This is a genomic window from Geodermatophilus obscurus, assembly GCF_900115395.1.
In the GTDB taxonomy this organism is placed as follows: Bacteria; Actinomycetota; Actinomycetes; order Mycobacteriales; family Geodermatophilaceae; genus Geodermatophilus; species Geodermatophilus obscurus_B.
Window position 1 is genome coordinate 454609 of record NZ_FOWE01000003.1, and the last position, 25178, is coordinate 479786.

Here is a 25178-nt window from a genome sequence, read left to right on the forward strand (position 1 = left end):
TCCGTCATCGATCCGTTCCGGGCGTCAGTGTGCCGTGCTAACCTGGGTGCAGCGAAAGGGGTCACACACACATGGGCTTCACTGTCGGCGAGACCGTCGTCTACCCGCACCACGGTGCCGCGCTCATCGAGGCGATCGAGACGCGGGTGATCAAGGGTGAAGAGAGGGCCTACCTCGTGCTGAAGGTCGCCCAGGGCGACCTGACCGTGCGCGTGCCGGCCGACAACGCAGAGATCGTCGGCGTCCGCGACGTCGTCGGTCAGGACGGGCTCAACCGCGTGTTCGAGGTCCTGCGGGCCCCGCACACCGAGGAGCCGACCAACTGGTCGCGCCGGTACAAGGCCAACCTCGAGAAGCTGGCGTCCGGTGACGTCAACAAGGTGGCCGAGGTCGTCCGCGACCTGTGGCGCCGCGACAAGGACCGCGGCCTGTCCGCCGGTGAGAAGCGGATGCTGTCGAAGGCCCGCCAGATCCTCGTCAGCGAGCTCGCCCTCGCCGAGGGCACCAACGAGGACAAGGCCGAGATCCTCCTCGACGAGGTCCTCGCCAGCTGAGCTCCGCCTCCGCGCACCCGCTCCACCAGACCACTCCCGTGTCCGCTGTCGGCATCGTCGCAGCGGCCGGGAGTGGTCTGCGTCTGGGGGCCGACCGGCCCAAGGCCCTGGTCCCGCTGGCCGGCCGGCCACTGGTCGCCTGGGCCGTCGAGACCCTGCTCACCGGCGGTGTCGACGAGGTCGTCGTCGTCGTGCCGCCCGCCGAGCGGGCCGCCTTCGCCGCCGCGCTCCCCGGCGCCGTCGCACTCGTCGACGGCGGGGACACCCGGACGGCATCCGTCCGGGCCGGCCTCGCCGCCGCCGGACCCGGTGCCGACACCGTCCTGGTCCACGACGCCGCCCGCCCGCTGACGCCGCCCGACGTCGTCACCCGCGTGCTGGCCGCCCTGGCCGCAGGCGCCCCGGCCGTCGTCCCGGTCCTCCCGGTCGTCGACACCACGGTCGTCGTCGACGAGGCGGGGACCGTCACCGACGCCGTCCCCCGCGCACCCCTGCGTCGTGTGCAGACCCCACAGGGCTTCGACCGGGCCACCCTCGTGGCCGCCTACGCCGCGCTGCCCGACGGCGTCGAGCTCACCGACGACGCCGCCGTCGTCCGGGCCGCCGGCATCCCCGTCACCTGCGTGGACGGCGACGAGCGCGCAGCGAAGGTGACGATCCCGCACGACCTCCACCTCGCCGGGCTCCAGGTGCGACGGTGACAGACCTGCCCCGCGTCGGCCTGGGCGTCGACGTGCACCCGGTCGAGGCCGGTCGCGCGTGCTGGCTGGCCGGCCTCGAGTGGCCCGGTGCCGACGGCTGCGCCGGGCACTCCGACGGTGACGTCGTCGCGCACGCGCTCACCGACGCCGTGCTCTCCGCGGCCGGGCTCGGCGACATCGGCGGGCTGCTCGGGACCGACGACCCCCGCTGGGCCGGTGCCCGCGGCGTGGCCGTCCTCGAGCACGTCCGGGAGACGTTGGCCGCCGCAGGCTGGCGGGTGGGCAACGCCGCGGTCCAGCTGGTCGCACCGACGCCGAAGCTGGGTCCGCGCCGGGCGGAGGCGGAGGCGACGCTGTCGGCGGCCCTCGGCGCCCCGGTCACGGTGACCGCCACCACCACCGACGGGCTCGGGCTGGTCGGGCGGGGTGAGGGCCGGGCGGCCGTCGCGACGGCGCTGGTGGTCCGGACGGGGTCCGTAGACTCCGGCCGGTGAGCCTCCGCCTGTACGACACGGCCGCCCGGGCGGTCCGCGACTTCACCCCCCTGCGGGCAGGACAGGCCTCCATGTACGTCTGCGGGCTCACCGTGCAGGGCCCGCCGCACCTCGGGCACGTGCGCGCCGGCCTGGTCTTCGACGTCCTGCGCAGCTGGCTGGAGCAGGGCCACGGCACCGAGGTCACGCTGGTCCGCAACATCACCGACATCGACGACAAGATCCTCGCCAAGGCCGCCGAGCACGGGGTGCCGTGGTGGGCGTGGGCCTACGACAACGAGCTGGCCAGCACCCGCGCCTACGAGGCGCTGGGCGTGCGGCCGCCCACCTACGAGCCGCGGGCCACCGGCCACGTGCCCGACATGGTCGAGTTCATCGCGCGGCTGATCGAGCGCGGGCACGCCTACGCCGTCGACGGCGACGTCTACTTCGACGTCCGCTCCTTCCCGGGGTACGGGGCGCTGACCCGGCAGAAGACGGAGGAGATGGAGCCCGCGGCCGACAGCGGCACCGACGAGCGCAAGCGCGACCCCCGCGACTTCGCGCTGTGGAAGGCGCACAAGCCCGGCGAGCCCGGCACCGCCGGGTGGGCGACCCCGTGGGGCCGCGGCCGCCCCGGCTGGCACCTGGAGTGCTCCGCCATGGCCGAGCGCTACCTCGGGCCGGACTTCGACGTCCACGGCGGCGGGCTGGACCTGCGCTTCCCGCACCACGAGAACGAGCAGGCGCAGTCGCACGCCGCCGGGCACGGCTTCGCCCGGTACTGGGTGCACAACGGCTGGGTGACCCTCGGCGGCGAGAAGATGAGCAAGTCGCTGGGCAACACCGCGCTGGTCGACGAGGTTGTCCGCCGCGTGCGGCCGGTGGAGCTGCGCTACTACCTCGTCGCCCCGCACTACCGGTCGACCATCGAGTTCACCGACGCCGCGCTGGCCGAGGCCGGTGCGGCCTACCGGCGGATCGAGTCGTTCGTGCACCGCGCCGTCGAGCGCGTCGGGAGCGAGGAGCCGGGCGAGCTGCCGGCGGCCTTCCGCGAGGCCATGGACGACGACCTGGGCACCCCGGCCGCCGTCGCCGTCGTGCACGACACCGTCCGCCACGGCAACACCGCCCTCGCCGACGGCGACGACGCGACGACCGCCGCCGCACTGGGTGCGGTGCGCGCGATGCTCCGCGTGCTCTGCCTGGACCCGCTCGACCCGCACTGGGCCACCGGCGGCGACGACCGGCTCGCCGGGGTCACCGACGGGCTGGTGCGGCTGGCGCTGGAGCAGCGGCAGGCCGCCCGCGCCCGCAAGGACTACGCCGCGGCCGACGCCGTGCGCGACCGGCTCACCGCCCTGGGCGTGCAGGTCGAGGACACCCCGCAGGGACCCCGATGGGAGCTGACCCGCTGATGGCCGGCAACAGCCAGCGCCGCGGCCGCACGAGCGGCGCCGGCAAGAAGACCGCGACCGCCGGCACCGGCGGCAAGAACCGCAGGTCTCTGGCCGGCCGCGGGGCCACCCCGCCGGCCGAGATGCGCAAGGGCCACCCCGCCCAGCGCAAGGCCCAGGCCGACGCCCGCCGCCGGGCCGAGCGCGACCGCGGCCGCCAGCGCGCCGAGGAGGCGCCGGAGCTGCTGCTGGGCCGCAACCCGGTGGTCGAGGCGCTGCGCGCGGAGATCCCGGCGACGGCGCTCTACGTCGTCACCGGGGACAGCACGCGCACCGACGAGCGGGTCGCCGAGGCCGTGCAGCTGGCCGGTGACCGCGGCCTGCCGCTGCTCGAGGTCGGCAAGGCCGAGTTCGACCGGATGTCCAACGGCGCGCTGCACCAGGGCATCGGCCTGCAGGTCCCGCCGTACGACTACGCCCACCCCGACGACCTGCTCGACCTCGCCCGCGACTCCGGCCGCCCGCCGCTCGTCGTCGCCATGGACGGCGTCACCGACCCGCGCAACCTGGGTGCCGTGGTGCGGTCGGCGGCCGCGTTCGCCGCGCACGGCGTCGTCGTCCCGCAGCGGCGCGCGGTCGGGATGACCGCCTCGGCCTGGCGCACCAGCGCCGGCGCGGCCGCCCGGCTGCCCGTGGCGCGCGCGGTGAACCTGGCCCGCGCGCTGGCCTCCTACCAGGACGCCGGCCTGCAGACCGTGGGCCTCGCCGGCGACGGCGACACCGACCTGCACGACTACGACGGCTTCGCCGACCCGGTCGCGCTCGTCGTCGGCGCCGAGGGCACCGGGCTCTCGAGGCTGGTGCGCGAGCGCTGCGACGTCGTCCTGCGCATCCCGATCGCCCGCGACACCGAGTCGCTCAACGTCAGCGTCGCGGCCGGCATCGCGCTCTACGCCGCGGCGGCCGCCCGCCGCGGCTGAGCTCCCCCCGCCTCCCTCCCTTCCCGCCGAGATCACGTGATCTCGGCGCCGGAGGGCGTCTGGCGCGCCGAGATCGCGCGATCTCGACGGGAGTGGGGTGGGCTGCTCAGCCGAGCAGCTGCGCCACGGTGTAGATCACCAGCCCGGCCAGGCCGCCGACGACGGTGCCGTTGATCCGGATGAACTGCAGGTCGCGGCCCACCTGCAGCTCGATGCGGCGGCTGGTCTCCTCGGTGTCCCAGCGCGCCACGGTGGTGCCGACGACGTCGGCCACGTCGCCGGCGAACCGCTCGACGAGCCAGCCGGCCACCCGCACCGACTGCCGCTGCACCCGCTCGCGCACGCGCGGGTCGGTCCGTAGCAGCCGGGCGCCGTCGAGCACCAGGGCGGCGACGCGGGCCCGCAGCTCGGAGTCGGGGTCGGCGGCCGCGGCGAGGAACGCCGTCTTGGCGTTGGTCCACAGCGACGACGACCAGGTGCGCACCGCCGGGTGCTCGAGCAGCTGCTTCTTGAACGCCTCGACGGACGCCGCGGTGTCGGGGTCTGTGCGCAGCGCGTGCACGTAGGCGCGCAGCCGGGCGTCGTAGACCCGCCGCAGCTCGTGGTCGCGCTCGGTGCCGACCTCGTGCAGGAAGACCTGCAGCCCGGCGAACACGCGGTCGAACACGCGGTCGTCGACCCAGTCGGGCACCCAGGCGGGGGAGGCGTCACCGAGCTGGGCGCGGAAGACGACCCGGTTCTCCTCCAGGAAGCGGCCGAGGTAGCGCAGCGCCGCCGACAGCACCTCCTGGTGGCGGTCACCGTCGACCACCAGCTCCAGCACCCGGGCCAGCACCGGCGCGGCCGGCGTCTCGTGCAGCTTGCGGTCGACCAGCCCGGCGACGGCGTCCTGCACGTCGTCGTCGCGGAGCAGGTCGGTGACCCCGGTGAGCGCGACGGCGGCGTCGGCGGCCAGCCGCTCGGCCCGGCCGGGGGCGGACAGGAAGTCGCCGAGCCGGCGCGGGACGTCGACGGTGGCGAGCTTGTCCTCGACGACGGCGCGGGTCAGGAAGTTCTCCTGCACGAAGGCGCCCAGGCTCGCGCCGATCTGGTCCTTCTTGCGCGGGATGATCGCCGTGTGCGGGATCGGGATCCGCATCGGGTGCCGGAACAGCGCGGTGACGGCGAACCAGTCGGCCAGCGCGCCCACCATCGACGCCTCGGCGGTGGCCCGTACGTAGCCGACCCACGCGCCGGCGTCCTCACCGATCAGCACGCAGGCGAGGAACACCGCCGCGGCCAGCGCGAACAGCCCCGTGGCCAGCCGCTTCATCCGCTGCAGGCCCTCGGCGCGGGCCGGGTCGTCGAGCGACGAGGTCAGCGGCACGGACGACGACGACACCCTCCCGAGCCTATGCGGCGCGGGAGGGTGTCGTTCAGCGGTCGCCGGGTCAGCCGGCACTGCTGCCGAGGGTGACCTCGACGGTCTCGGTCTGCCCGCCGCGGCGGACGGTGAGCGTCACCTCGTCGCCGGGCGCGGCGCTGCGCACCGCGGCGGTCAGCTCGGTCGACGTCGTCACCGGGCGGTCGCCGACGGCGGTGACGACGTCGCCGGCCTCCAGCCCCGCCTGCGCGGCCGCGCCGCCGGGCTGCACCCCCACGACCTGGGCGCCGGTGCCGATCTCGGCGTTGCCGTCGTCGGCCGCCGTCTGCGCGCTGACGCCGAGGACGGCGTGGGTGGCGGTGCCGGTGTCGATGATCTCCTGGGCGATCCGCTGCGCGACGTTGCCCGGGATGGCGAAGCCCACGCCGATGCTGCCGCTCTGCGACGCCTGCCCGGGCGCGCCGGAGGCCACCGAGGCGATCGCGGTGTTGATGCCCACGACCTCGCCGGCCGCGTCGACCAGCGCGCCGCCGGAGTTGCCGGGGTTGATCGCCGCGTCGGTCTGCAGCGCGTCGATGACCGTGGCGTCGTCCTGGGTGGAGCCGGTGGCCACCGCCCGGTCCGTCGCGCTGATGATCCCGTCGGTCACGGTGTCGGACAGGCCCAGCGGGGCGCCGATCGCCACGGCGAGGTCGCCGACCTGGACGTCGTCGGAGTCGGCGAAGGTGGCCGGGGTGAGCCCGCTGGCGTCGTCGAGCCGCAGCACGGCCAGGTCCGACGTCGGGTCGGTGCCGACGACGGTGGCGTCGTGCAGCGTGCCGTCGGAGGTGCGGACCTGCACGGTCGCGTCCCGGGTGGCGCCGTCGAGGCTGACGACGTGGTCGTTGGTGAGCACGTAGCCGTCCTCGGTGAGGACGACGCCGGAGCCGCTGCCCGAGCCCGACCCGCTGCTGACGTACACGGTGACGACGCTGGGGGCGGCCTTCGCCGCGGCGGCGGTGACCGCGGTGGCCGACTCCGGGTCGGTGATGACGACGCCCTGGGCCGTCGGGGTGGCCGCCGAGGCCCCGCGGTCGTCGGTGAGCGCGACCACCCCGGCGCCGGTGCCGCCGCCGATGAGCGCGCCGGCGAGGAGGGCCGCGACGCCGATCCGCACCCGACCCGTCCGGCGGGGTGCGAGCCCGGTGACGGGCGGCGGCAGCGTGCCGGTGGTGCCGTGCACGGCGCCCGGGTGCCAGGGCGCACCGGACGGCGGCGGCACCCGACCCGCGGCCGCCCCGGCCGGCGGCTGCACCGGCGGCTGCGGCTGCACCGGCGGCTGCTGGTGCGGGTCGGGGTACGGGGTGCCGGTCATCGTCAGGTCCTCCTCGGCGGGCGGCGTCCGCCGCCCTCGCGACCGACTGTCGGCCGGGCGTCTGGCGCGGCGCTGCGCGGCGCCTGTGAGGTATCTGGACGCGTCGGCGCAGGTCAGCGGGGGAGGCCGGGGAGCACCCGGCCGCGGGCGACGAGCTCGGTGACGATCCAGACCGCGGCCACCTGGACGGCCAGCAGGCCGACCAGCACGAGCAGCTGCGCGGCCCCGGCGGCCGGCGGGCTGCCGCCGCCGAGCAGGACGCCGACGTAGGCGCCGGGCAGGGTGACCAGGCCCACGGTGCGGGTCTGGTCCAGCGGCGGGACGAGCGCCGTGGCCGCCGACGGCCTGGCCACCTCGAGGACGGCGTCGCGGGGGAGCAGGCCGAGCGCCAGCGCCGCCTCCACCTCACCGCGGCGGGTGCTGAGCTCCTCGCGCAGCCGCCGGCCGGCCAGCGACGTCGCCGTCATCGCACCGCCCACGAGGATCCCGGCGACGGGCACGACCGCCTCGCCGCGCATCGGCACCGTCCCGCTGGCCAGCACCAGGCCACGACCGGCACCGCGCCGCCGGCGACCGCGAGCGCCGTCGTCGCCACCCGCCGCGCCGTCCCCGGGGCGCGCAGCGGCAGGCCGGTGACCCGGCCGGCCGCTGTGGCCGCCGCGACGGTGACCATGAGCAGGACGAACGCCGCCGACAGCCACAGGGAGCCGACCACCACCAGCAGCACCGCGGATACCGCCGCCAGCTGCACCGTCGCCCGCAGCGCCGCGACGACGACCGGCCGCTCCTGGCCGAGCCCGGACAGCCGCCCGCCCGCCGCGGCCGCCGCCGTCAGCAGCAGCAGGACGACGGCCAGCCGTGGGCCGAGCTCGACGACGGAGGTCCCCACGGGCGGCGATCCTGCCGTGCGCGCCACGGCACGCCGCGACACGCCCGGCCACGGTGTGCGACCGGACGGTGGCGGGGTAGTGGGGGAGCCCCGCACGGTCCTCCAGGGCCGGGCGGGGTCACCTGTCCGGCCTGCACCCGTGGAGGCTGCTCGTGTCCGACCGCGGTCTGCCCGCCCGCCTCCTCCTGGGGCTCGCCGCCCTCGTCGCGACGGCGGTCGCCGTCGTCGGCGGGCTGGCCCTGCGGCCGCCCGGGCTGCTCGCCGTGGGCCTGGCCTCCGTCGTCACCGCCTGCCTGGCCGGCGGTGTGGCCCGCGAATCGGCGAACGAGCCCGGCGCGGCCGTCGGCCGGAACCCGCTGGACGCGGCGTGGCGCGCCGGCGCGGCGACGATCGGCCTGCTGCTGTTCCTCTCCGGGACGGCCGCCCTGGGCGGCCCGGTGCTCACCGTCCTCGCCGGCGCCGTCCTCGCCGTCGGCGGCCTCGGCCTGTGGCTGCTGCACGCCGGGCGCCCGCCCCGGCGCAACGCCACCATGGTCACGCCCCCGCCCGCACCGGCCGGCGGGACGACGCCCGCCCCGTCGCTGCCGGTGACCGGCGCCCGTCCCGCGGAGACGGTGGGCACGGTGACCTACCTGCCCCCGGTCGCGACGCTGCCGACGGCCGCCCTGGGCCGCGAGTGGCTGAGCACGACGACGGCGCTGGCGGGGCGCCTGCACCCGGCGGCGCGGCAGTCGATCGTCCGGCGCCGCCAGGAGACGCTCGACGAGCTCGAGCGCCGCGACCCCGACGGCTTCGCCCGCTGGCTGGCCGAGGGGTCGCTGGACAGCGACCCGGCGCGCTACCTGGACGAGGGGCCGCCGGCCGTCTGACCGCCCGGCTCGAAGACCAGCGCGGGGTCGACGTTCATCACGACCTCGCAGTCGCAGAACCCGCCGTACTCCTCCAGCCCCTGGTGCAGCCGGTCGGGGGCGATGCCGTGGTCCGCGGCCCAGGCGTCGGTGGCGCGGTGGGTCTGGTCGCAGCCCCCCGCCGCCAGCAGCGCCTCGACGTGCTCGCGCAGCGCGTCGAGCTGCGAGCGGTCCAGCGGCAGGAGGGCGGCCTCGCACCCCGGTGCGACGTCGCCGGTCGGTGCCACGTGGTCAGGATCGGCGGGGGACGGGAGGCCTTGAGCCCACCCACCCCCGGCCTGGCATCCTCACCGGCCGTGACCGCTGCCGCCGTGGTCCTCCGCCCCGCCGTGCCTCCGGACGCGGGGGCGGTGGCCGATGTCTGGCTGCGCTCCTTCGACGCCGCCCTGCCCACGGTGCGCCGCGCCCACCCCGACGACGAGGTGCGGGGCTGGGTCCGCGACGTGCTGCTGCTCCTGCACGACACGTGGGTGGCGGAGGCCGGCGGCGCCGTCGTCGGCGTGCTCGCCCTGTCCCCGGGCTGGGTCGACCAGCTCTACCTCGACCCGGCCTGGCGCGGGCGGGGGATCGGCGACCGGTTCGTCGAGCTGGCCAAGCAGCGGCAGCCGTCGGGGCTGCAGCTGTGGACCTTCCGGGTGAACGGGCCGGCGCGGCGCTTCTACGAGCGGCACGGCTTCGTCGCCGTCGAGGCGACCGACGGCTCCGGCAACGAGGAGCGCGAGCCCGACGTCCGCTACGTGTGGCAGCCGGTGACGAGGCGCCCGACCGGGTGAACGGGTGCGGGGCCGGTGGCGGCTCCACCGTCCGGTCCTCACGATCACCCGGCGACCGGGTCGGCCGACCGCGGCGGTGGGGGGCTCCTGCTCCTCGGGCTCACGGTGGCGCTGGTAACCCGGTCCTGACCCCGTCCGCGCCGACCGCGCCGTCGGCTGACGGCGCTCCTGCGGTGTCCCTCGCGCTCTCGCGGTGCTGCACGGCCGCGGGAGCGCCGGGAACACCGCAGGAGTCGGCGCCGTCCGCCGGTCCCTAGACTCGTGCCGGGGCGTGAGTCCCGTGTCCCGCCGGCGTGGCGCAACTGGTAGCGCACCCGACTTGTAATCGGGCGGTTGGGGGTTCGAGTCCCCCCGTCGGCTCAGTCGAAGCTGCCCGAGCCGCCGGCCCGGTAGGGGAAGCGCTCCTCGACCCGGGCGGTGCGGCGCCGCTCCGCCCGCTCCTCGCGCAGCCGGGCGGCGGTCCCCGCGGGGTAGCCGGCCTTGGCCACGCGGTGCTCGGTGGTCTCCACCATGAACGCCATCGAGTACATGAGCCCGACGAGCACGCCGCCGAGCGCCGCCGTCAGCCGGTAGGCCATCCCCACCGGGACGACGGCGAGGCAGGCGACCACCAGCGGCGAGAGCTGCACCAGCGAGCGGGCCACGTGCCGCCGCACCCAGCCGGGCCGGGTGGTGTCCGACAGCACCCACGCCGACAGGTCCCGGGGCAGCCGGGCGCCGAAGGCGTAGCGGAGCCACTGGAGGGCCGTGGGGGACGACGCGGCGGCGTCGTGCCGGGTGGTGCGCACCCCTCGACGGTAGGCCCGTCCGTCCACCGCGTCAGTCCCCGTTGCCCCCGGTGGGGACGCGGGTGGAGACTGCCGCCGCCGAGGCGAGGAGGCCCCCGTGCAGATCTCCCAGCTGCTGCGCCACAAGGACCCGCACGTGGTCACCGTCGAGCCGTCGGCCAGCGTCCGGGACGCGCTCGCGCTCCTGGCCCGCCACCGCATCGGCGCACTCGTCGTCTCCTCCGGGGACGGCGCGGTCGACGGCATCGTCTCCGAGCGCGACGTCGTCCGCGGCCTGCACGACACCGGGCCGTCGGTGCTCGACGACCCCGTGTCGGCGCTGATGACCGCCGAGGTGCACACCTGCCCGCCCGGGGCCTCGGTGCACGACCTCGCCCGCACGATGACCGACCACCGGGTGCGGCACGTGCCCGTGACCGAGGACGGCCGGCTGCTGGGCATCGTCTCCATCGGTGACGTCGTCAAGGCGCGCCTCGACGAGCTGGAGCAGGAGCGCGCCCACCTCGTCGACTACATCCAGACCGGCTAGGCCGGAGCGCCGCACGCCGGGCGTACCGTCCCGGCGTGGACGAGCGGCAGCGGGGGACGGCGGCGGGCCTGTCGGCCTACCTGCTGTGGGGCTGCTTCCCGCTGTACTTCCCGCTGCTCGAACCTGCCGGCGGCGTGGAGATCGTCGCCCACCGCGTCGTCTGGTCGCTGCTGTTCGTCGCGCTGCTGCTCACCGCGCTGCGCCGCTGGCCGCTCGTCCGCGCCGCGGTCACCGACCGGCGCACCCTGCTGGTCCTCGCCGGCGCCTCGGTCCTCATCGCCGCGAACTGGCTGGTGTTCGTCTACGGCGTGAACTCCGGCCACGTCGTGGAGACCTCGCTCGGCTACTTCATCAACCCGCTGGTGAGCGTGCTGCTCGGCGTCGTCGTCTTCTCCGAGCGACTGCGCCCCCTGCAGTGGACGGCGGTGGGCCTGGCCACGGTCGCCGTCGTCGTGCTCACGATCGACCACGGCCGCCCGCCGTGGATCGCGCTGACGCTGGCCGCCACCTTCGGCGCCTACGGCCTGCTCAAGAAGCTGGTCCGGGTCGAGGCCGCGCCGGGGCTGTTCGTCGAGACGCTGGTCACCGTCGTCCCGGCACTGGTCGTCCTGGGCGTGCTGCACGGCACCGGCCGGGGGACGGCGGGCGGCGAGGGCACCGGCCACCTGCTGCTGCTCATGGCCTCGGGCGTCGCGACGGCGGTGCCGCTGCTGCTCTTCGCCGCCGCGGCCCGCCGGATCCCGCTGTCGACGGTCGGCCTGCTGCAGTACGTGACGCCGCTGATGCAGCTCGCGCTGGGGGTGTTCGTCTTCCACGAGCCCATGCCGCCGGCCCGGCTCGCCGGTTTCGCCATCGTGTGGGCGGCGCTGGCGGTGTTCACCGTCGACAGCCTGCGGTCGGCCCGCGCGGCCGGCCGGCGGGCGGCCGCCGAGCAGGTCCCGGCGGCGGCCTGAGGTCGGGGCTGCGACACGCCCGCAACCGTCGTACCCCGGGTCTACCGTTCTGGGTGACGGCTTCCCCCCGATCGAACGGACCCCGACCATGACCCCCGACCCCGCCCCGGCGGTCTCCCCGCCGGGGGGCACGGTGTCCGGCGAGGGTCCTGCGCAGCCCGCGGGACTCACCCGGCGCGAACACGAGATGCTGGCCTTCGAGCGGCAGTGGTGGCGCCAGGCGGGCGCCAAGGAGACGGCGATCCGCGAGCAGTTCGGCGTCCCGCCCACGAGGTACTACCAGGTGCTCAACGCCCTGGTCGACCGTCCGGCCGCCCTCGCCGCCGACCCCCTGCTGGTCCGCCGTCTGCGCCGGTTGCGCAGCGCCCGGCGGCAGCGGCGATCGCCGTCCCTCCTGGGCAAGGACTCCTCCGCCATCTAGATTTGGTCACCGTGGGCAGGCATGCGGCGTCAGGTGGTGACCAACCGGACCGGCCGTCAGCCCCGGTGGCCGGTGGACGCAGGCGTACCGACCCCACCGTCGACCTCCCCGTCGACGAGATGCCGACCGGTGCCGTGCGCCCCGCCGACCGGGGCCTCGCCGACCCGGGTGACCACCACACCACCCCCGGCGCGCTGCGCAGCCGCGCCGACCGCCGGCGTGACGCCCTGGTGGGCGACGAGACCGACCGCCGCCGCCCGCTGACCGGCCGGGCGGGCCGCCCCGCCGTCCCGGCGCGGCCCGCCGAGCCCGAGCCGCCGGCCGCCCGGTCGCGCCCGCCGGCCAACGGCGCCACCCGCGCCGTGCCCGCGCCGGCGGCCAACGGGGTCACCCGAGCCGTCTCTGCCTCGCCGCCGGCGGACCGGCCCCGCACGCCGGTCGACGGCGCCACCCGCCAGGCGCCTGCACCGCAGCGGCCCGCGGCGCAGGGCACCGCACCTCAGCGGCCCGCGCCCCAGGCGCCCACCGTGCCGCCGACCGCGGCGCGCCTGCCGGCGGCGCCGCCGCCGGCCGCCCCGCCACCGGCCGCCGCACCGCCGGCTCCCCAGGCGCCGGCCCGCGCGGCCGCCCCGATCACCACGGTCGCGCCCTTCCAGGCCGTGCCGACACCGCACGCCGACGCCCCCGAGCCGGCCAGGCCGCCGCTCGACCCGTGGGACCAGCCGGTGGCCGGGCCCCTCGCCCGTGACCGTGTCGTCGACGCCGCCCCGGCACCGCCGTCCCCACCCCCGGCGACCCGGGCGATCCCCGACCGCGAGGTCGCCCGGGGGCGTGCCGCCGCGCCGCTGACCGAGGCGATCCCCGACCGTGAGGTGACCCGGGGGCGTGCCGCCGCGCCGCTGACCGAGGCGATCCCCGACCGCGAGGTCACCCGGGGGCGTGCCGCCGCGCCGCTGACCGAGGCGATCCCAGACCGCGGGACCACCCGTGACGGGCGGGCCCGCGACCGTGCACCCGAGCCCCTGACCGGCCCCTCCACCGGACCCTCGACCGGCGCCACGGGCGTGGTCGGCAACCGGGCCGCGATGCGCGCCGAGCGCCAGGCCCGCGACGCCGAGCGGCACGCGATGGAGGTCGAGCGCCGCAAGGCCGCCCGCCGGGCCGGGGTGTCCCGGGCCGCGCTGCGCGCCGCCGACGAGCACGACGCCCCGCCGCGGCGCCGCCGCACCGGCGTCCTCCTGCTCGCCGCCGTCGTCGTCGCGCTGGTGGTGCTCGGCGTCTACAGCTACATCTCCCCGGCGGCGCAGGAGGCCGGTGCGACCGCCGCGCCGACGACGACCCCCGCCCCCGCGACCGTGCCGCCCTCCACCGGCGCCCTGCCGCCGCTGTCGGTGGAGCCGCTGCCCCCGGTCGAGGACGTGCCCGCCCGGCCGGTGCGCGTGCCGGTGACGGTGCTCAACGCGACGGGCGTCAACGGGCTGGCCGCCCAGGTCGCCGCCCAGCTCGGCGAGCAGGGCTGGGACTCGGCCGGCGTCGGCACCTACGACGGCGGCGACATCGCCGCGACCACCGTCTTCGTCACCGAGGGCGACGAGACGCAGCGGCAGTCGGCCGTCCAGCTGATGGACCTCTTCCCGGCGGTCGCGCTCGGGCCCACCCCGCGCTTCTTCGAGGTCCCCGGCACGGCCGACCCCGGCATCGTCGTCGTCGTCGCGGGCGAGTGGCCGTCCTGACCGTCCCCTGCGAGCCACGGCACCGCCCCTCCCGGAACACCGGCGCGACACCGTCCGTTGGCCGCATCGTGCGTCCCGTCCGCGGGCCCGTGCGTCCTCGCCCGCGCCCCGGCGCCCGCGCGACCCTCGGCGTCCTGCTCACCTGCCTGGTCTCGGCCACCCTGCTCGTCGCGCTGCCCGCGACCGCCTCCGCGGCCGAGGACGTCGCCACCGAGGAGGCGCGCGTCCCCTCCGGCTCCGGTGCCGACGCCGTCGAGCTCGACACGACGCTCTACCTGCCCGACGTGGACGAGCCCGCACCGGCGGTCGTGCTCGCCCACGGTTTCGGCGGCAGCAAGCAGTCGGTGGCCGACGACGCCCGCGACCTCGCCGGCCGCGGCTTCGTCGTCCTGACCTACTCCGCGCGCGGGTTCGGCGCGAGCACCGGCCAGATCGGCCTCGACGACCCCCGCTACGAGGTGGCCGACCTCTCCACGCTGCTCGACCTGCTCGCCGGGCGCGACGACGTCCTCCTCGACGGCGACGGCGACCCGCGGGTCGGCGTCGCGGGCGCCTCCTACGGCGGCGCGCTGTCCCTGCTCGGCGCGGCCTACGACGACCGGGTCGACGCCATCGCGCCGCAGATCACCTGGAACTCCCTGACCGCCGCGCTCTTCCCCTCCCAGACCGGCGCCCCCGACGGGCAGACCCCGGCGGCCACCCCGCAGGCCGGCGGCACCGGCGTCTACAAGCGGCTGTGGTCGGGCCTGTTCTTCGGCGTCGGGTCGGTCCCCACCGGCGGGCTGCTCGACGCCCTCGGTGGCGGCGGCGACGGGCCGGAGGGGGGCACCGGCGACGGCGCCGCCGCGGCACCGGCCTCCGCGGCACCGAGCCTCGAGGACCTGCCGATCGATCCCTCGACGCTCGACCCCGCCGCGGTGGAGCAGGCGCTGACCTGCGGCCGGTTCCGCGCCGACATCTGCGCCGCCTACCAGACCGCCGCGGCCTCCGGGACGCTCACGCCCGAGGTCGCCGCGGTGCTCGACCGCAGCAGCCCCGCCCCCGTGCTCGACCGGATCACCGCGCCCACCCTCCTCGTGCAGGGCACCGAGGACTCGCTGTTCGGCCTCGGCCAGGCCGACGCCAACGCCCGCGGCATCGCCGCCAACGGCACCCCGGTCAAGGTCGTCTGGTACGCCGGCGGCCACGACTCGCAGGCCTCCGAGCGGGAGACCGCCGACCTGCGTGAGCTCGTCGCCGGCTGGTTCTCCTGGCACCTGCGCGACGAGGGCGACCCCGCGCGCGGCGAGGACCCCGGCACCGGCTTCGAGTTCCCCGTGCCCAGCGGCCTGGGCAGCACGCTGGGCACTGTCCAGGGCGGCACGCAGAGCGTCGTCGCCGACGCCTACCCGGGCCTGGCCGGCGACGCGGCCACCGAGCGCACGGAGCTCGCCCTCGACGGCCCGGTCCAGCCGGTGGTCACCCCGGCCGGCGGCACGCCCGCGGCGATCACCACCGTCCCGGGCCTGGGGTCGCTGACCTCAGCGCTCGGCGGGGCCGCGGTGGAGATCCCCGGTCAGTTCGCCGCCTTCGCCACCGAGCCGCTCGACGAGGCCGTCGAGGTGGTCGGCGCCCCGACCGTGGAGATCGCCGTCGCCTCGCCCACCGGCAGCGCCACCCTGTTCGCCAAGCTCTACGACGTCGGCCCCGACGGCGCGCAGACGCTGCCCGGCGGGCTGGTCGCCCCGCTGTCGCTGACCGGCCTGTCCGCCGACCCGGCCGCGCCCACCGAGGTCGCGGTCACGCTGCCGGCGATCGTGCACCGGTTCGAGGCCGGCCACACGATGCGCGTCGTCGTCTCCTCCACCGACCAGGCTTTCGCGCTGCCGGCCGAGGCGGGCGTCTACTCCGTCGCCCTGGCCGGCGCCGGCAACGGCGGCACCGCGCTCGCCGTCCCCACCGTGGAGGGGCAGGCGCAGGCCGACGGCGGCACGTCGCGCTGGTGGCTGCTGCTCGGCGCCGTCGTCCTGCTCGGCCTGCTCGGCTGGCTGGCCGCGGTGCTGTGGGGCCGCCGGCGCCGCCGGGCCACCGCCGACGAGGTCGAGCCCGACGGCGAGGACGTGCCGCTGCGCTTCGAGGGTGTGACCAAGGCCTACAAGGACGGCTTCGTCGCCGTGAAGGACCTCTCCTTCGAGGTCCGCCGCGGCCAGGTGCTCGGCCTGCTCGGGCCCAACGGCGCCGGCAAGACGACGTCGCTGCGGATGCTCATGGGCCTCATCCGCCCGACGCAGGGGCGGATCAGCGTGTTCGGCCACGCCGCCGGCCCCGGCGCGCCGGTGCTGTCGCGGCTGGGCTCGTTCGTCGAGGGCACGGGCCTCATGCCGCACCTGTCCGGCCGCGACAACCTGACGCTCTACTGGGCCGCCACCGGCCGCCCGACCGCGGACGCGCACATGGAGGAGGCGATCGAGGTCGCCGGCCTCGGCGCCGCCATCGACCGGCCGGTGCGCCGCTACAGCCAGGGCATGCGCCAGCGGGTGGCGATCGCCCAGGCGATGCTCGGCCTGCCCGACCTGCTGGTCCTCGACGAGCCGACCAACGGGCTCGATCCGCCCCAGATCCACGCCATGCGCGAGGTGTTGCGGTCCTACGCCGCCACCGGCCGCACGGTCATCGTCTCCAGCCACCTGCTCAGCGAGATCGAGCAGACCTGCACCCACGTCGTCGTCATGACGAAGGGGCAGAAGATCGCGCAGGGCACGGTCGAGGAGATCGTCGGCACCGGCGGGGCGGTGTCGGTCGGCCTGGCCCCCGGGGCGACGGACGCCGACGCCGACCGGGCGGTCGCCGTGCTCACCGCGCTGCCCGGGGTCACCGTCGAGCGCACCGACGAGGGCCTGGTCGCCGACCTCGGGACGCAGACCTCGCGGGCCGCGGCGCTGCAGGCACTGGTGGCCGCGGACGTCGCCGTCGACCAGTTCACGCCGCGCCGCCGCCTGGAGGACGCGTTCCTGGCCCTCGTGGGGGAGAACTGATGACCGCCACCGAGCACGTCCAGGCCACCGGGGCCGTCGCCGGCTACCGGCCGGGGCGCACGCTGCGGCTCTCCGTCGAGCTGCGTCGGCAGTTCAAGCGGCGGCGCACGATCGGCGTGTTCGCGCTGATGGTCGCGCTGCCGCTGGTGCTCATCGCCGCGCTGCAGCTGGGCGCCAGCGAGGAGGCCGCGGAGAACAACCGGATCAACCTCGTCGACGTCGCGACGTCGAGCGGGCTGAACTTCACGCTGTTCGTGCTGTTCGCGGCGACGAGCTTCTTCCTCGTCGTGGTCTACGCGCTGTTCTTCGGCGACACCGTGGCCAGCGAGGCCCAGTGGGGATCGCTGCGGTACACGCTGGCCACCCCCGTGCCGCGGATGCGGCTGCTGCGGCAGAAGTTCCTCGCCGCGCTGGTCCTGTCGGTCGGGGCACTGCTGACGATCGCGCTGGTGGCCGTCGTCGCCGGCGGCATCGCCTTCGGGTTCGACGACATCCAGACCCCGATCGGCGTGACCCTGCCGCAGGGCGAGGGGCTGCTGCGGCTGGCCGGGATGCTCGGCTACCTCGCCGTCCACCTGCTCGTCGTCGGCACGCTCGCGTTCTGGCTGTCCACGATCACCGACGCGCCGCTGGCGGCCGTCGGCGGGGCGGTGTTCACGATGTTCGTGTTCGCGATCCTCGACCAGGTCGAGCAGCTCGGCGCCATCCGCGACTACTTCCCGACCGCGGAGGAGTTCGCCTGGACCGACCTGTTGCAGACGCCGGTCGACTCCGGCGACATGTTCCGCGGGGTCGTCCAGTCGCTGGTCTACGCCGCCGTCTTCACCGCGCTGGGCTTCCGCCACTTCGCCCGGAGGGACGTGACGTCGTAACCGTCGCCCTACCGGGCGACACCGCGGCCACGTGCCGTCCCCCGGGGCCGCGGAGCCCCTCTGTCGCGCCTGCCCGGACCCCTCCGGGGGCCCACTCGGCACGACCCGCTCACAGGCTCGCTCTGACGGCCTGGGCCCAGCCGAGGCCCATCGCCTCGTCGGTGACGGTCACGTTCGGGACGGCGTCGAGCATCGCGGCCATGCCGTCGACCTCCGCGCCGTTCGCGGTGATCCACAGCCGGCCGACGGCGGGCGCCATCTCCAGGTCGCTGGCGCTGTCGCCGACCGCGACCGCGTGGGCGGGGTCCAGCCCGCGGCGCTCGAGGTCCCACGCGATCGCCGCGCCCTTGGAGATGCCGCGCGGCATCAGGTGGTACACCCGCGCCAGCTGCCCCTCCGGCGCCAGGTCCAGCTTCGCCGTCGCCGGGATGGCGCCGTTGTCCTTGAGCGTCAGCCAGCCCAGATCCCGTTCGGCCAGCCAGGCGTCGACGGCGACCGGGTCGACGTAGCCGCGCAGCAACGCGTCGCCGTCGTGCGTGGTGTGCCAGGGCGCGTGCCACTCCAGCCGGCCGGGGTGGGCGGCGCACAGCGCGTCGACGACGCCGAGCTCGGCCATCACGTCCATCGGCGTGCGTCCCGCGTACTTCAGCGGCAGCTCGCCGGTGAGCTGGTGCCGCTCCCTGCCGCCCTTCCACGTGACGAGGGAACCCAGCTCGGCGATCGCGCCGTCGGCGGCGAAGATCCGCCCGGCCTCGGTGACCTGGTCGGCGGTCCGTCCGCTGACGATGACCAGGGCGACGCCGGCGGTGTGCAGCTCCAGCAACGCGGTCGCGGGCTCCGCCGTCGGGGAGCCGTCGGCGGCGTGCCAGAACGACCCCCGCGGGCCGACCATCGTGCCGTCGAGGTCGGTGTAGACGATGCGCGCTGCCACCCGCCCAGCATGGCCGGGGCCGGGGGAGCGATCCGGACCCGGGTAGGCTCGCGGCCGTTCCACTCATCCAGAGGGGCAGAGGGACACGGCCCGGTGAAGCCCCGGCAACCGCGCTCGCGCGAGCGGCGAGAGGTGCCAATTCCGTCCCGCGCGGCTCGACGGCCCGACGCGGGGAAGATGAGGAGGTAGTCGTCGCATGACCCTGACCGCCCCGGCCCCCACCGCAGTCGCGCCGAGTCCCGCCCGCGGGCTCGTCTGTCGCAACTGCGGCGCCACCTTCGGCCTCGTCGCCGAGCACGCCTGCGCGGAGTGCTTCGGCCCGCTGGAGGTCGACTACGACCCCGAGCGCATGCGCGCGGTCACCCGCGAGCAGATCGAGTCCGGCCCGCAGAGCATCTGGCGCTACGCCGCCCTGCTGCCGGTGGGCCAGGACCCGGCCGCCCGCGTCTCCCTCGACCCCGGCATGACGCCGCTGGTGCGCGCCGACCGGCTGGCCGCCGAGCTCGGCCTCACCGGCGGGCTGTGGGTCAAGGACGACTCCGCCAACCCCACCCACTCCTTCAAGGACCGCGTCGTCAGCCTCGCCGCCACCGCGGCCCGCGGGCTGGGCTACCGGGCCATCGCGTGCGCCTCGACGGGCAACCTGGCCAACTCGGTCGCCGCGCACGCCGCCCGCGCCGGCATCCCGTCGACGGTGTTCATCCCGGCCGACCTCGAGCCGGGCAAGGTCGTGCAGTCGGCCGTCTACGGCCAGACGCTGGTCGCCGTCGACGGGTCCTACGACGACGTCAACCGGCTGACCAGCGAGCTCGCCGAGACCGACGAGTTCGAGGAGACCGCGTTCGTCAACCAGAACGTGCGGCCCTACTACGCCGAGGGCTCCAAGACGATGGGCTACGAGATCGCCGAGCAGCTGGGCTGGCGGATCCCGGCCCAGGTGGTCATCCCGATGGCGTCGGGCTCGCTGCTCACCAAGGTCGACAAGGCCTTCCGCGAGCTGGTCGCCGCGGGGATCGTCGAGGACACCGGGTGGACGGTGTTCGGCGCCCAGTCGGCCGGTTGCGACCCGATCGCCACCGCGTTCGACAACGGCTGGGACGTCGTCAAGCCGGTCAGGCCCACCGGCATCGCCAAGTCGCTCAACATCGGCAACCCCGCCGACGGGCCCTACGCACTCGACGCGATCCGCCGCACCGGCGGCGCGGTCGGCCGCGTCGGGGACGACGAGATCGTCCAGGGCATCCGCGACCTCGCCCGCACCACCGGCGTCTTCGCCGAGACCGCCGGCGGCGTGACCGTCGCGGTGCTGCGGCAGCTGGCCGAGGACGGGCGGCTGGACCCGGGCAGGGAGACCGTCGTCCTCAACACCGGCGAGGGGCTCAAGACCCTCGACCCGCTGCTGCCGGTCGTCGGCCCCACCCACCGGGTCGAGCCGTCGCTGCGGTCGGTGCGCGCGGCCGGCCTCATCGGCTGAGGCCCGTCGACCGGGCGTAGCCTCGGGAGCGCCGGCGATCCGGACGGGTGACATCCCGTTCCGGATCGTCCCCGAGTCGTGTGTCCGGGATCTCCCCACGACGTCGTCTCTGTTGTACGGTCTCGCGCGGTCGTCAGTTCCACGCACGTGTCCGACGGGCGGAAGAGCTGTACCCCGGTCCCCGGATCACGGGGACCGTCCGCACGCACGAACGTGGGAGCACACGTGGCACAGGGCACCGTGAAGTGGTTCAACGCCGAGAAGGGCTTCGGCTTCATCGCCGTCGACGGCGGCCAGGACGTCTTCGTCCACTACTCGGCCATCCAGATGGACGGGTACAAGAGCCTCGACGAGGGCCAGCGGGTCGTCTTCGAGGTCGTCCAGGGCGAGAAGGGCCCCCAGGCCGACGGCGTCCGCGTCGCCTGAGCTCGCGACGGCGAGCGTCGGGCGGAGCGCCTGAGCTCCCCCCGCACCCCGTGTCGCGGCCCGGTTCCCCCTACGGGAGCCGGGCCGTCGCCGTTCCCCGCCCTGACGACCGGCCCTGACGACGAGGAGCACCCGTGCCGCGCTGGAGCATCACGTACCTGGAGGACATGCCCACGCTGGCGCAGCGGCCGGACTCCGACCTGAAGTACGACGACGGGCAGACCCGGGTCTGGGTGTCGCGCACCGACGGCCGGGTGGTGCTGGTCGAGCGCCTCGACGAGGCGACCGGGGTCTGGGAGCCGGACCCGCCGCGGTCCTGACCGCCGGAACAGGCCGCGACCACCCCCCGTTCTTGCACTCGGCAGGGGCGAGTGCCAGACTTCGGATTGGCACTCGACAGTGCCGAGTGCCAATCAGGTCGGAACGGTGAGGCACCGGAGCGCGGGCCGAAGGAGCGTCCGCGGCGCCGGTGTCGTCCGTCGCGGGCGCCGGTCCCGGCCGTGCAGCGATCCATGCATGGAGGACATCACCACATGGCCAAGATGATCGCCTTCGAGGAAGAGGCGCGCCGCGGCCTCGAGCGGGGCATGAACACCCTCGCCGACGCCGTCAAGGTGACGCTCGGCCCCAAGGGCCGCAACGTCGTCCTCGAGAAGAAGTGGGGCGCTCCCACCATCACCAACGACGGTGTGAGCATCGCCAAGGAGATCGAGCTCGAGGACCCCTGGGAGAAGATCGGCGCCGAGCTGGTCAAGGAGGTCGCGAAGAAGACCGACGACGTCGCGGGTGACGGCACCACCACCGCCACCGTGCTCGCCCAGGCGCTCGTGCGCGAGGGCCTGCGCAACGTCGCCGCCGGCGCCAACCCGATGGCCCTGAAGAAGGGCATCGAGAAGGCCGTCGCCTCGGTCACCGACTACCTCCTCTCGACGGCCAAGGACGTCGAGACCAAGGAGCAGATCGCGGCCACCGCGTCGATCTCCGCCGCCGACACCGCCATCGGTGAGCTCATCGCCGAGGCGATGGACAAGGTCGGCAAGGAAGGCGTCATCACCGTCGAGGAGAGCAACACCTTCGGCCTCGAGCTCGAGCTCACCGAGGGCATGCGCTTCGACAAGGGCTACATCTCGCCCTACTTCGTCACCGACACCGAGCGCATGGAGGCCGTCCTCGACGACCCGTACGTGCTCGTCGTCAACAGCAAGATCAGCACGGTCAAGGACCTGCTCCCGCTGCTGGAGAAGGTCATGCAGTCGGGCAAGCCGCTGGCCATCATCGCCGAGGACGTCGAGGGCGAGGCCCTCGCGACCCTGGTCGTGAACAAGATCCGTGGCACCTTCAAGTCGCTGGCCGTCAAGGCCCCCGGCTTCGGTGACCGCCGCAAGGCCATGCTCGCCGACATCGCCATCCTCACCGGTGGCCAGGTCATCAGCGAGGAGGTCGGCCTCAAGCTCGACAACGCCGACACCTCCCTGCTGGGCCGTGCCCGCAAGGTCGTCGTCACCAAGGACGAGACGACGATCGTCGAGGGCGCCGGCGACAGCGACCAGATCGCCGGCCGGGTCAACCAGATCCGCGCCGAGATCGAGAAGTCGGACTCCGACTACGACCGCGAGAAGCTGCAGGAGCGCCTGGCCAAGCTGGCCGGTGGCGTCGCCGTCATCAAGGCCGGCGCCGCGACCGAGGTCGAGCTGAAGGAGCGCAAGCACCGCATCGAGGACGCGGTGCGCAACGCCAAGGCCGCCGTCGAGGAGGGCATCGTCGCCGGTGGTGGCGTCGCTCTCGCGCAGGCCACCGGCGTCGCGTTCGACAAGCTCGAGCTCGAGGGCGACGAGGCGACCGGTGCCAACATCGTGCGCGTCGCGCTCGAGGCGCCGCTGAAGCAGATCGCCATCAACGCCGGCCTCGAGGGCGGCGTCGTGGCGGAGAAGGTCCGCAACTCCGAGACCGGCTGGGGCCTCAACGCCGCCACCGGCGAGTACGTGGACCTGGTCGCGGCCGGCATCATCGACCCGGCCAAGGTCACCCGCTCGGCGCTGCAGAACGCCGCCTCCATCGCGGCGCTCTTCCTCACCACCGAGGCCGTCATCGCCGACAAGCCGGAGAAGAACGCCCCGGCCATGCCCGGTGGCGACGGCGGCATGGGCGGCATGGACTTCTGACGGAAGGACCCCTCCGCCCCCCACGCCTCGCACGCTCGGCGCGGGACCCTGCGGAGGGGCCGCCCAGCACCATCAGCACTGCCCGGCAGGGGCGGTCCCGCACTCCGCGGGGCCGCCCCTGTCGGCGTCCGGGGCGGAGGACGCGCCCCGGGGCTCGTCGCCGGGGCCGCACGACTGCCGGGAAGTCGCTCACGAGCGCCGCGGAGCGACGACTGGCCCGCAGTCGCGGCCTGAGAGGGCTCAGTCCCGCGGCGGGAAGCAGCAGAACTCGTTGCCCTCGGGGTCGGCCAGCACGTCCCAGCCGATCTCGCCCGCGTCCTCGTCGGCCTCGTGGCCGGGGCGCTCGTCCGAGGCCCGCACCAGCGTGGCACCCGCGGCCTGCAGCGCCGCGGAGTCGCCCACGACGTCGATGTGCAGGCGGTTCTTGACCGTCTTGGGCTCGGGCACCGGGTTGAACCAGATGAGCGGCCCGCGGCCGTGCGGGTCCTCGATCGGGGCGGGCCAGGAGAGCTCGCGGGGGGTCCCGTCGGGCAGGGTGTCGCGGCGGACGTAGCCCATCGCGGCACACCACCAGCCGGCCAGCGCCTGGTGGTCGCGGGCGTCGATGCAGATGTCCTTGAAGCGGGCCGGGGCGTCGGTCATGACCGCGCAGGGTAGGCGGGCGGCGTGGCGGTGGTGATCGGGACGTCTGGGTGGCAGTACCGCGACTGGCGCGGCCGCTTCTACCCCCAGCGCATGCCCCAGCGGCTGTGGCTGGAGCACCACGCGCAGCACTTCGCCACGGTCGAGAGCAACGCCGCCTTCTACCGGCTGCCCGCCCGCGAGACCTTCGCGGCCTGGCGGGAGCGCACCCCGCCCGACTACCGCTGGGCGGTCAAGGCCAGCCGCTTCCTCACCCACGTCAAGCGGCTGCGCGAGCCCGAGGAGCCGGTGGCCCGCCTGGTGCAGCACGCCGAGGGGCTCGGCGACCGGCTCGACGTCGTCCTGCTGCAGCTGCCGCCGACGCTGAAGGCCGATGCCGGCCTGCTGCGCGACTGCCTGGCGTGCTTCCCGCCGGGCGTGCGGGTGGCCGTGGAGCCGCGGCACGCGACCTGGGAGACCGACGAGGTGCGCGCCCTGCTGGAGCGCTACGGCGCCGCCCTGTGCTGGGCCGACCGCGCCGAGGAGCCGGTCACGCCGCTGTGGCGCACCGCCGGCTGGGGCTACCTGCGCCTGCACACCGGTGCCGAGGGCTGGGGCTACCCGCCGGCGGTGCTCGAGCGCTGGGCGCAGCGGCTGGCGGAGACCTGGGTCGACGACGAGGACGTGGTCGTCTACCTCAACAACGACCCGGGCGGTGCGGCCGTGGTCGACGCGGTCGCGCTGGCCGACGCCGTCCGCCGGGCCGGCCGCACGCCGACGCGCGTGCCCACCCGCGAGCAGGCGACCGGCGAGGCCTGGGCCGCGGCCTGATCAGCCCAGCGCGTGCGGGTCCTCGCGGTGGTGCACGCCGAGCTGCGCGGCGGCCTGCCCGAGCACGTCCTGCACGGCGAGCGTGTCGGCCAGCGGCATGACCGCGCTCTCGGTGCGGCCCTCCTGCAGGCACCGGGTGACCTCGGCCAGCTCGTGGGAGTACCCCGTGCCGTCCGGCGGCAGGGTGATCTCCTCGGGGTCGGCGCCGGTGCGGTGCAGCACGATCGTCGCGGGGTGGTGGAAGCGGGGGAGGACGTCGATCCACCCGCCGGTGCCGAACACCCGCGCCGAGCCCGGCGTCGGGTAGCGCAGCGACGTCGTCAGGGTGGCCGATCTGCCGTCCTCCCAGCCCAGCAGGAGCGCGGCCTCGGCGTCGGCGCCGGTGGGGTAGGTGGAGCCGGCGGCGGTCACCGTGTCCGGGGCGCCGAGCAGCATCTGGGCGAAGGAGACGACGTAGACGCCGAGGTCGAGCAGCGCCCCGCCGCCGAGCTCGAGGGCGAACAGCCGGTCGGCGGGGTCGTAGACGCGGTCGACGCCGAGGTCGGCCTGCACCGACCGCACCTCGCCGATCGCGCCGTCGGCGACCAGCTCCCGCAGGCGGACGACGGCGGGCTGGAAGCGTGTCCACATCGCCTCCATGACGAAGACGCCGTTCGCCCGGGCGGCGTCCACGACCTCCTGCGCGCCGGCCGTCGTCGCGGTGAACGCCTTCTCCACCAGCAGCGCCTTGCCCGCCTCGATCGCGGCCAGCGCCACCGCGTGGTGCTGCGGGTGCGGGGTGGCGAGGTAGAGGACGTCGACGTCGGGGTCGGTGACGATCCCGGCGTAGGAGCCGTGCGCCCGCTCGAGTCCGTGCTCCTGCGCGAACGCCTGAGCCCGCTCGGCCGACCGCGACGCCACCGCCACCGGCCGCGCCCCCGCCACGTGTGGGAAGTCGCCCATCACGCTCTGCGCGATGCGTCCCGGCCCGACGATGCCCCAGCGGATCTCCCGACTCACGACGCCGACGCTAGTGGGCCCGGGCAGGATGG

Annotated in this window: 27 protein-coding genes, 1 tRNA gene and 1 riboswitch; of the genes, 19 read left to right on the forward strand and 9 right to left on the reverse strand. The window is 75.6% G+C overall.

The window, feature by feature from the left end; translation table 11 throughout:
- Nucleotides 1–71: 71 nt before the first annotated feature.
- Genes BM165_RS08245 through rlmB form a run of 5 tightly spaced genes read left to right on the forward strand, consistent with a single transcriptional unit; the run spans nucleotide 72 to nucleotide 4105 of the window.
- Nucleotides 72–554 (forward strand): CarD family transcriptional regulator, encoded by a 483-nt coding sequence (locus BM165_RS08245; RefSeq protein ID WP_075013001.1) that lies wholly within the window; start codon nucleotides 72–74, stop codon nucleotides 552–554.
- Between the two features lie 38 nt (nucleotides 555–592).
- A complete protein-coding gene (gene ispD / locus BM165_RS08250; protein WP_075013002.1) occupies nucleotides 593–1255 on the forward strand; it encodes a 2-C-methyl-D-erythritol 4-phosphate cytidylyltransferase in 663 nt (220 codons plus the stop codon).
- Entirely contained in the window at nucleotides 1252–1749 is a 498-nt protein-coding gene (gene ispF, locus BM165_RS08255) for a 2-C-methyl-D-erythritol 2,4-cyclodiphosphate synthase (protein ID WP_075013003.1), read from the forward strand. The genes ispD and ispF overlap by 4 nt, the downstream gene beginning before the upstream one ends.
- Entirely contained in the window at nucleotides 1746–3146 is a 1401-nt protein-coding gene (gene cysS / locus BM165_RS08260; protein WP_075013004.1) for a cysteine--tRNA ligase, read from the forward strand. The genes ispF and cysS overlap by 4 nt, the downstream gene beginning before the upstream one ends.
- Nucleotides 3128–4105 (forward strand): 23S rRNA (guanosine(2251)-2'-O)-methyltransferase RlmB, encoded by a 978-nt coding sequence (gene rlmB / locus BM165_RS08265; RefSeq protein ID WP_244274126.1) that lies wholly within the window; start codon nucleotides 3128–3130, stop codon nucleotides 4103–4105. Before cysS ends, rlmB begins: the two co-directional genes overlap by 19 nt.
- Before the next feature lie 106 nt (nucleotides 4106–4211).
- On the opposite strand, the gene BM165_RS08270 is transcribed toward rlmB, so the two are convergent.
- From BM165_RS08270 to BM165_RS26040, 4 genes are all read right to left on the reverse strand, one after another.
- Entirely contained in the window at nucleotides 4212–5486 is a 1275-nt protein-coding gene (locus BM165_RS08270) for a DUF445 domain-containing protein (protein WP_075013006.1), read from the reverse strand.
- A gap of 49 nt (nucleotides 5487–5535) precedes the next feature.
- Nucleotides 5536–6822 carry a S1C family serine protease gene (locus tag BM165_RS08275; protein ID WP_143108080.1) on the reverse strand — a complete coding sequence of 429 codons (1287 nt, stop codon included), beginning with the start codon at nucleotides 6820–6822 and terminating at the stop codon, nucleotides 5536–5538.
- A gap of 113 nt (nucleotides 6823–6935) precedes the next feature.
- Nucleotides 6936–7322 carry an ABC transporter permease gene (locus BM165_RS26035; protein ID WP_208976683.1) on the reverse strand — a complete coding sequence of 129 codons (387 nt, stop codon included), beginning with the start codon at nucleotides 7320–7322 and terminating at the stop codon, nucleotides 6936–6938.
- Nucleotides 7286–7711, reverse strand: coding sequence for an ABC transporter permease (locus BM165_RS26040; protein WP_208976684.1), 426 nt, complete (start codon nucleotides 7709–7711; stop codon nucleotides 7286–7288). The genes BM165_RS26035 and BM165_RS26040 overlap by 37 nt, the downstream gene beginning before the upstream one ends.
- A 152-nt stretch (nucleotides 7712–7863) precedes the next feature.
- Here BM165_RS26040 and BM165_RS08285 point away from each other — a divergent pair, with 152 nt between their 5' ends.
- Complete coding sequence (locus BM165_RS08285; RefSeq protein ID WP_075013008.1) at nucleotides 7864–8580, forward strand: hypothetical protein; 717 nt, start codon at nucleotides 7864–7866, stop codon at nucleotides 8578–8580.
- Here BM165_RS08285 and BM165_RS08290 read toward each other — a convergent pair.
- The gene (locus tag BM165_RS08290) at nucleotides 8550–8846 is read right to left on the reverse strand and encodes a DUF2695 domain-containing protein (protein ID WP_075013009.1); all 297 of its coding nucleotides are present in this window, start codon (nucleotides 8844–8846) and stop codon (nucleotides 8550–8552) included. The two genes, BM165_RS08285 and BM165_RS08290, sit on opposite strands and share 31 nt — an antisense overlap.
- Nucleotides 8847–8915: 69 nt before the next feature.
- Between BM165_RS08290 and BM165_RS08295 the strand changes: the two genes are divergently transcribed.
- Together BM165_RS08295 and BM165_RS08300 are read left to right on the forward strand one after the other, a co-directional pair.
- Nucleotides 8916–9392, forward strand: a complete 477-nt coding sequence (locus BM165_RS08295) for a GNAT family N-acetyltransferase (protein WP_075013010.1) — start codon at nucleotides 8916–8918, stop codon at nucleotides 9390–9392.
- Nucleotides 9393–9679: 287 nt separating this feature from the next.
- Nucleotides 9680–9752, forward strand: a tRNA-Thr gene (locus tag BM165_RS08300).
- On the opposite strand, the gene BM165_RS08305 is transcribed toward BM165_RS08300, so the two are convergent.
- A complete protein-coding gene (locus BM165_RS08305; protein ID WP_075013011.1) occupies nucleotides 9752–10180 on the reverse strand; it encodes a DUF5313 family protein in 429 nt (142 codons plus the stop codon). The two genes, BM165_RS08300 and BM165_RS08305, sit on opposite strands and share 1 nt — an antisense overlap.
- A gap of 97 nt (nucleotides 10181–10277) precedes the next feature.
- On the opposite strand from BM165_RS08305, the gene BM165_RS08310 reads away from it, so the two are divergent.
- The 6 genes from BM165_RS08310 (at nucleotide 10278) to BM165_RS08335 (ending at nucleotide 17702) form a co-directional block, all read left to right on the forward strand.
- On the forward strand, nucleotides 10278–10709 hold the full coding sequence (locus BM165_RS08310; protein ID WP_075013012.1) for a CBS domain-containing protein: 432 nt from the start codon (nucleotides 10278–10280) through the stop codon (nucleotides 10707–10709).
- Nucleotides 10710–10744: 35 nt separating this feature from the next.
- Nucleotides 10745–11662 carry an EamA family transporter RarD gene (rarD, locus tag BM165_RS08315; RefSeq protein ID WP_075013013.1) on the forward strand — a complete coding sequence of 306 codons (918 nt, stop codon included), beginning with the start codon at nucleotides 10745–10747 and terminating at the stop codon, nucleotides 11660–11662.
- 88 nt (nucleotides 11663–11750) lie between these two features.
- Nucleotides 11751–12083 (forward strand): DUF3263 domain-containing protein, encoded by a 333-nt coding sequence (locus BM165_RS08320; protein ID WP_075013014.1) that lies wholly within the window; start codon nucleotides 11751–11753, stop codon nucleotides 12081–12083.
- Between the two features lie 119 nt (nucleotides 12084–12202).
- The gene (locus tag BM165_RS08325; RefSeq protein ID WP_143108081.1) at nucleotides 12203–13816 is read left to right on the forward strand and encodes a LytR C-terminal domain-containing protein; all 1614 of its coding nucleotides are present in this window, start codon (nucleotides 12203–12205) and stop codon (nucleotides 13814–13816) included.
- An 89-nt stretch (nucleotides 13817–13905) separates the two neighbouring features.
- On the forward strand, nucleotides 13906–16830 hold the full coding sequence (locus BM165_RS08330; protein WP_244274127.1) for an alpha/beta fold hydrolase: 2925 nt from the start codon (nucleotides 13906–13908) through the stop codon (nucleotides 16828–16830).
- Complete coding sequence (locus BM165_RS08335; RefSeq protein WP_075013016.1) at nucleotides 16830–17702, forward strand: ABC transporter permease; 873 nt, start codon at nucleotides 16830–16832, stop codon at nucleotides 17700–17702. The genes BM165_RS08330 and BM165_RS08335 overlap by 1 nt, the downstream gene beginning before the upstream one ends.
- A gap of 109 nt (nucleotides 17703–17811) precedes the next feature.
- Here the strand turns inward: BM165_RS08335 and BM165_RS08340 are convergent, their stop codons facing one another.
- Entirely contained in the window at nucleotides 17812–18633 is an 822-nt protein-coding gene (locus tag BM165_RS08340) for an HAD family hydrolase (protein ID WP_075013017.1), read from the reverse strand.
- 60 nt (nucleotides 18634–18693) lie between these two features.
- Nucleotides 18694–18817: riboswitch (SAM riboswitch) on the forward strand.
- Between the two features lie 12 nt (nucleotides 18818–18829).
- Here BM165_RS08340 and thrC point away from each other — a divergent pair.
- The 4 genes from thrC to groL all read left to right on the forward strand — a co-directional run bounded on the left by thrC (nucleotide 18830) and on the right by groL (nucleotide 22695).
- Nucleotides 18830–20107 carry a threonine synthase gene (gene thrC / locus BM165_RS08345; protein WP_075013018.1) on the forward strand — a complete coding sequence of 426 codons (1278 nt, stop codon included), beginning with the start codon at nucleotides 18830–18832 and terminating at the stop codon, nucleotides 20105–20107.
- A gap of 225 nt (nucleotides 20108–20332) precedes the next feature.
- Complete coding sequence (locus tag BM165_RS08350; RefSeq protein ID WP_075013019.1) at nucleotides 20333–20533, forward strand: cold-shock protein; 201 nt, start codon at nucleotides 20333–20335, stop codon at nucleotides 20531–20533.
- 134 nt (nucleotides 20534–20667) lie between these two features.
- Nucleotides 20668–20853, forward strand: coding sequence for a hypothetical protein (locus BM165_RS08355; protein WP_075013020.1), 186 nt, complete (start codon nucleotides 20668–20670; stop codon nucleotides 20851–20853).
- A 213-nt stretch (nucleotides 20854–21066) separates the two neighbouring features.
- Nucleotides 21067–22695: a chaperonin GroEL gene (groL, locus tag BM165_RS08360; protein WP_075013021.1), complete on the forward strand. Its 1629-nt coding sequence runs from the start codon at nucleotides 21067–21069 to the stop codon at nucleotides 22693–22695.
- 240 nt (nucleotides 22696–22935) lie between these two features.
- Here the strand turns inward: groL and BM165_RS08365 are convergent, their stop codons facing one another.
- On the reverse strand, nucleotides 22936–23337 hold the full coding sequence (locus tag BM165_RS08365; RefSeq protein ID WP_075013022.1) for a VOC family protein: 402 nt from the start codon (nucleotides 23335–23337) through the stop codon (nucleotides 22936–22938).
- A gap of 24 nt (nucleotides 23338–23361) precedes the next feature.
- Between BM165_RS08365 and BM165_RS08370 the strand changes: the two genes are divergently transcribed.
- The gene (locus tag BM165_RS08370; protein ID WP_075013023.1) at nucleotides 23362–24147 is read left to right on the forward strand and encodes a DUF72 domain-containing protein; all 786 of its coding nucleotides are present in this window, start codon (nucleotides 23362–23364) and stop codon (nucleotides 24145–24147) included.
- On the opposite strand, the gene BM165_RS08375 is transcribed toward BM165_RS08370, so the two are convergent.
- Complete coding sequence (locus BM165_RS08375; protein WP_075013024.1) at nucleotides 24148–25146, reverse strand: Gfo/Idh/MocA family protein; 999 nt, start codon at nucleotides 25144–25146, stop codon at nucleotides 24148–24150.
- Nucleotides 25147–25178: the final 32 nt, after the last annotated feature.

Bases quoted from the DNA above. Each gene is read 5' to 3' on its own strand.
- BM165_RS08245 (WP_075013001.1), top strand. From the start codon at position 72: ATGGGCTTCACTGTCGGCGAGACCGTCGTCTACCCGCACCACGGTGCC.
- groL (WP_075013021.1), top strand. From the start codon at position 21,067: ATGGCCAAGATGATCGCCTTCGAGGAAGAGGCGCGCCGCGGCCTCGAG.
- rlmB (WP_244274126.1), top strand. From the start codon at position 3,128: ATGGGAGCTGACCCGCTGATGGCCGGCAACAGCCAGCGCCGCGGCCGC.
- BM165_RS08365 (WP_075013022.1), bottom strand. From the start codon at position 23,337: ATGACCGACGCCCCGGCCCGCTTCAAGGACATCTGCATCGACGCCCGC.
- BM165_RS08275 (WP_143108080.1), bottom strand. From the start codon at position 6,822: ATGACCGGCACCCCGTACCCCGACCCGCACCAGCAGCCGCCGGTGCAG.
- thrC (WP_075013018.1), top strand. From the start codon at position 18,830: ATGACCCTGACCGCCCCGGCCCCCACCGCAGTCGCGCCGAGTCCCGCC.
- BM165_RS08335 (WP_075013016.1), top strand. From the start codon at position 16,830: ATGACCGCCACCGAGCACGTCCAGGCCACCGGGGCCGTCGCCGGCTAC.
- BM165_RS08320 (WP_075013014.1), top strand. From the start codon at position 11,751: ATGACCCCCGACCCCGCCCCGGCGGTCTCCCCGCCGGGGGGCACGGTG.
- BM165_RS08325 (WP_143108081.1), top strand. From the start codon at position 12,203: ATGCCGACCGGTGCCGTGCGCCCCGCCGACCGGGGCCTCGCCGACCCG.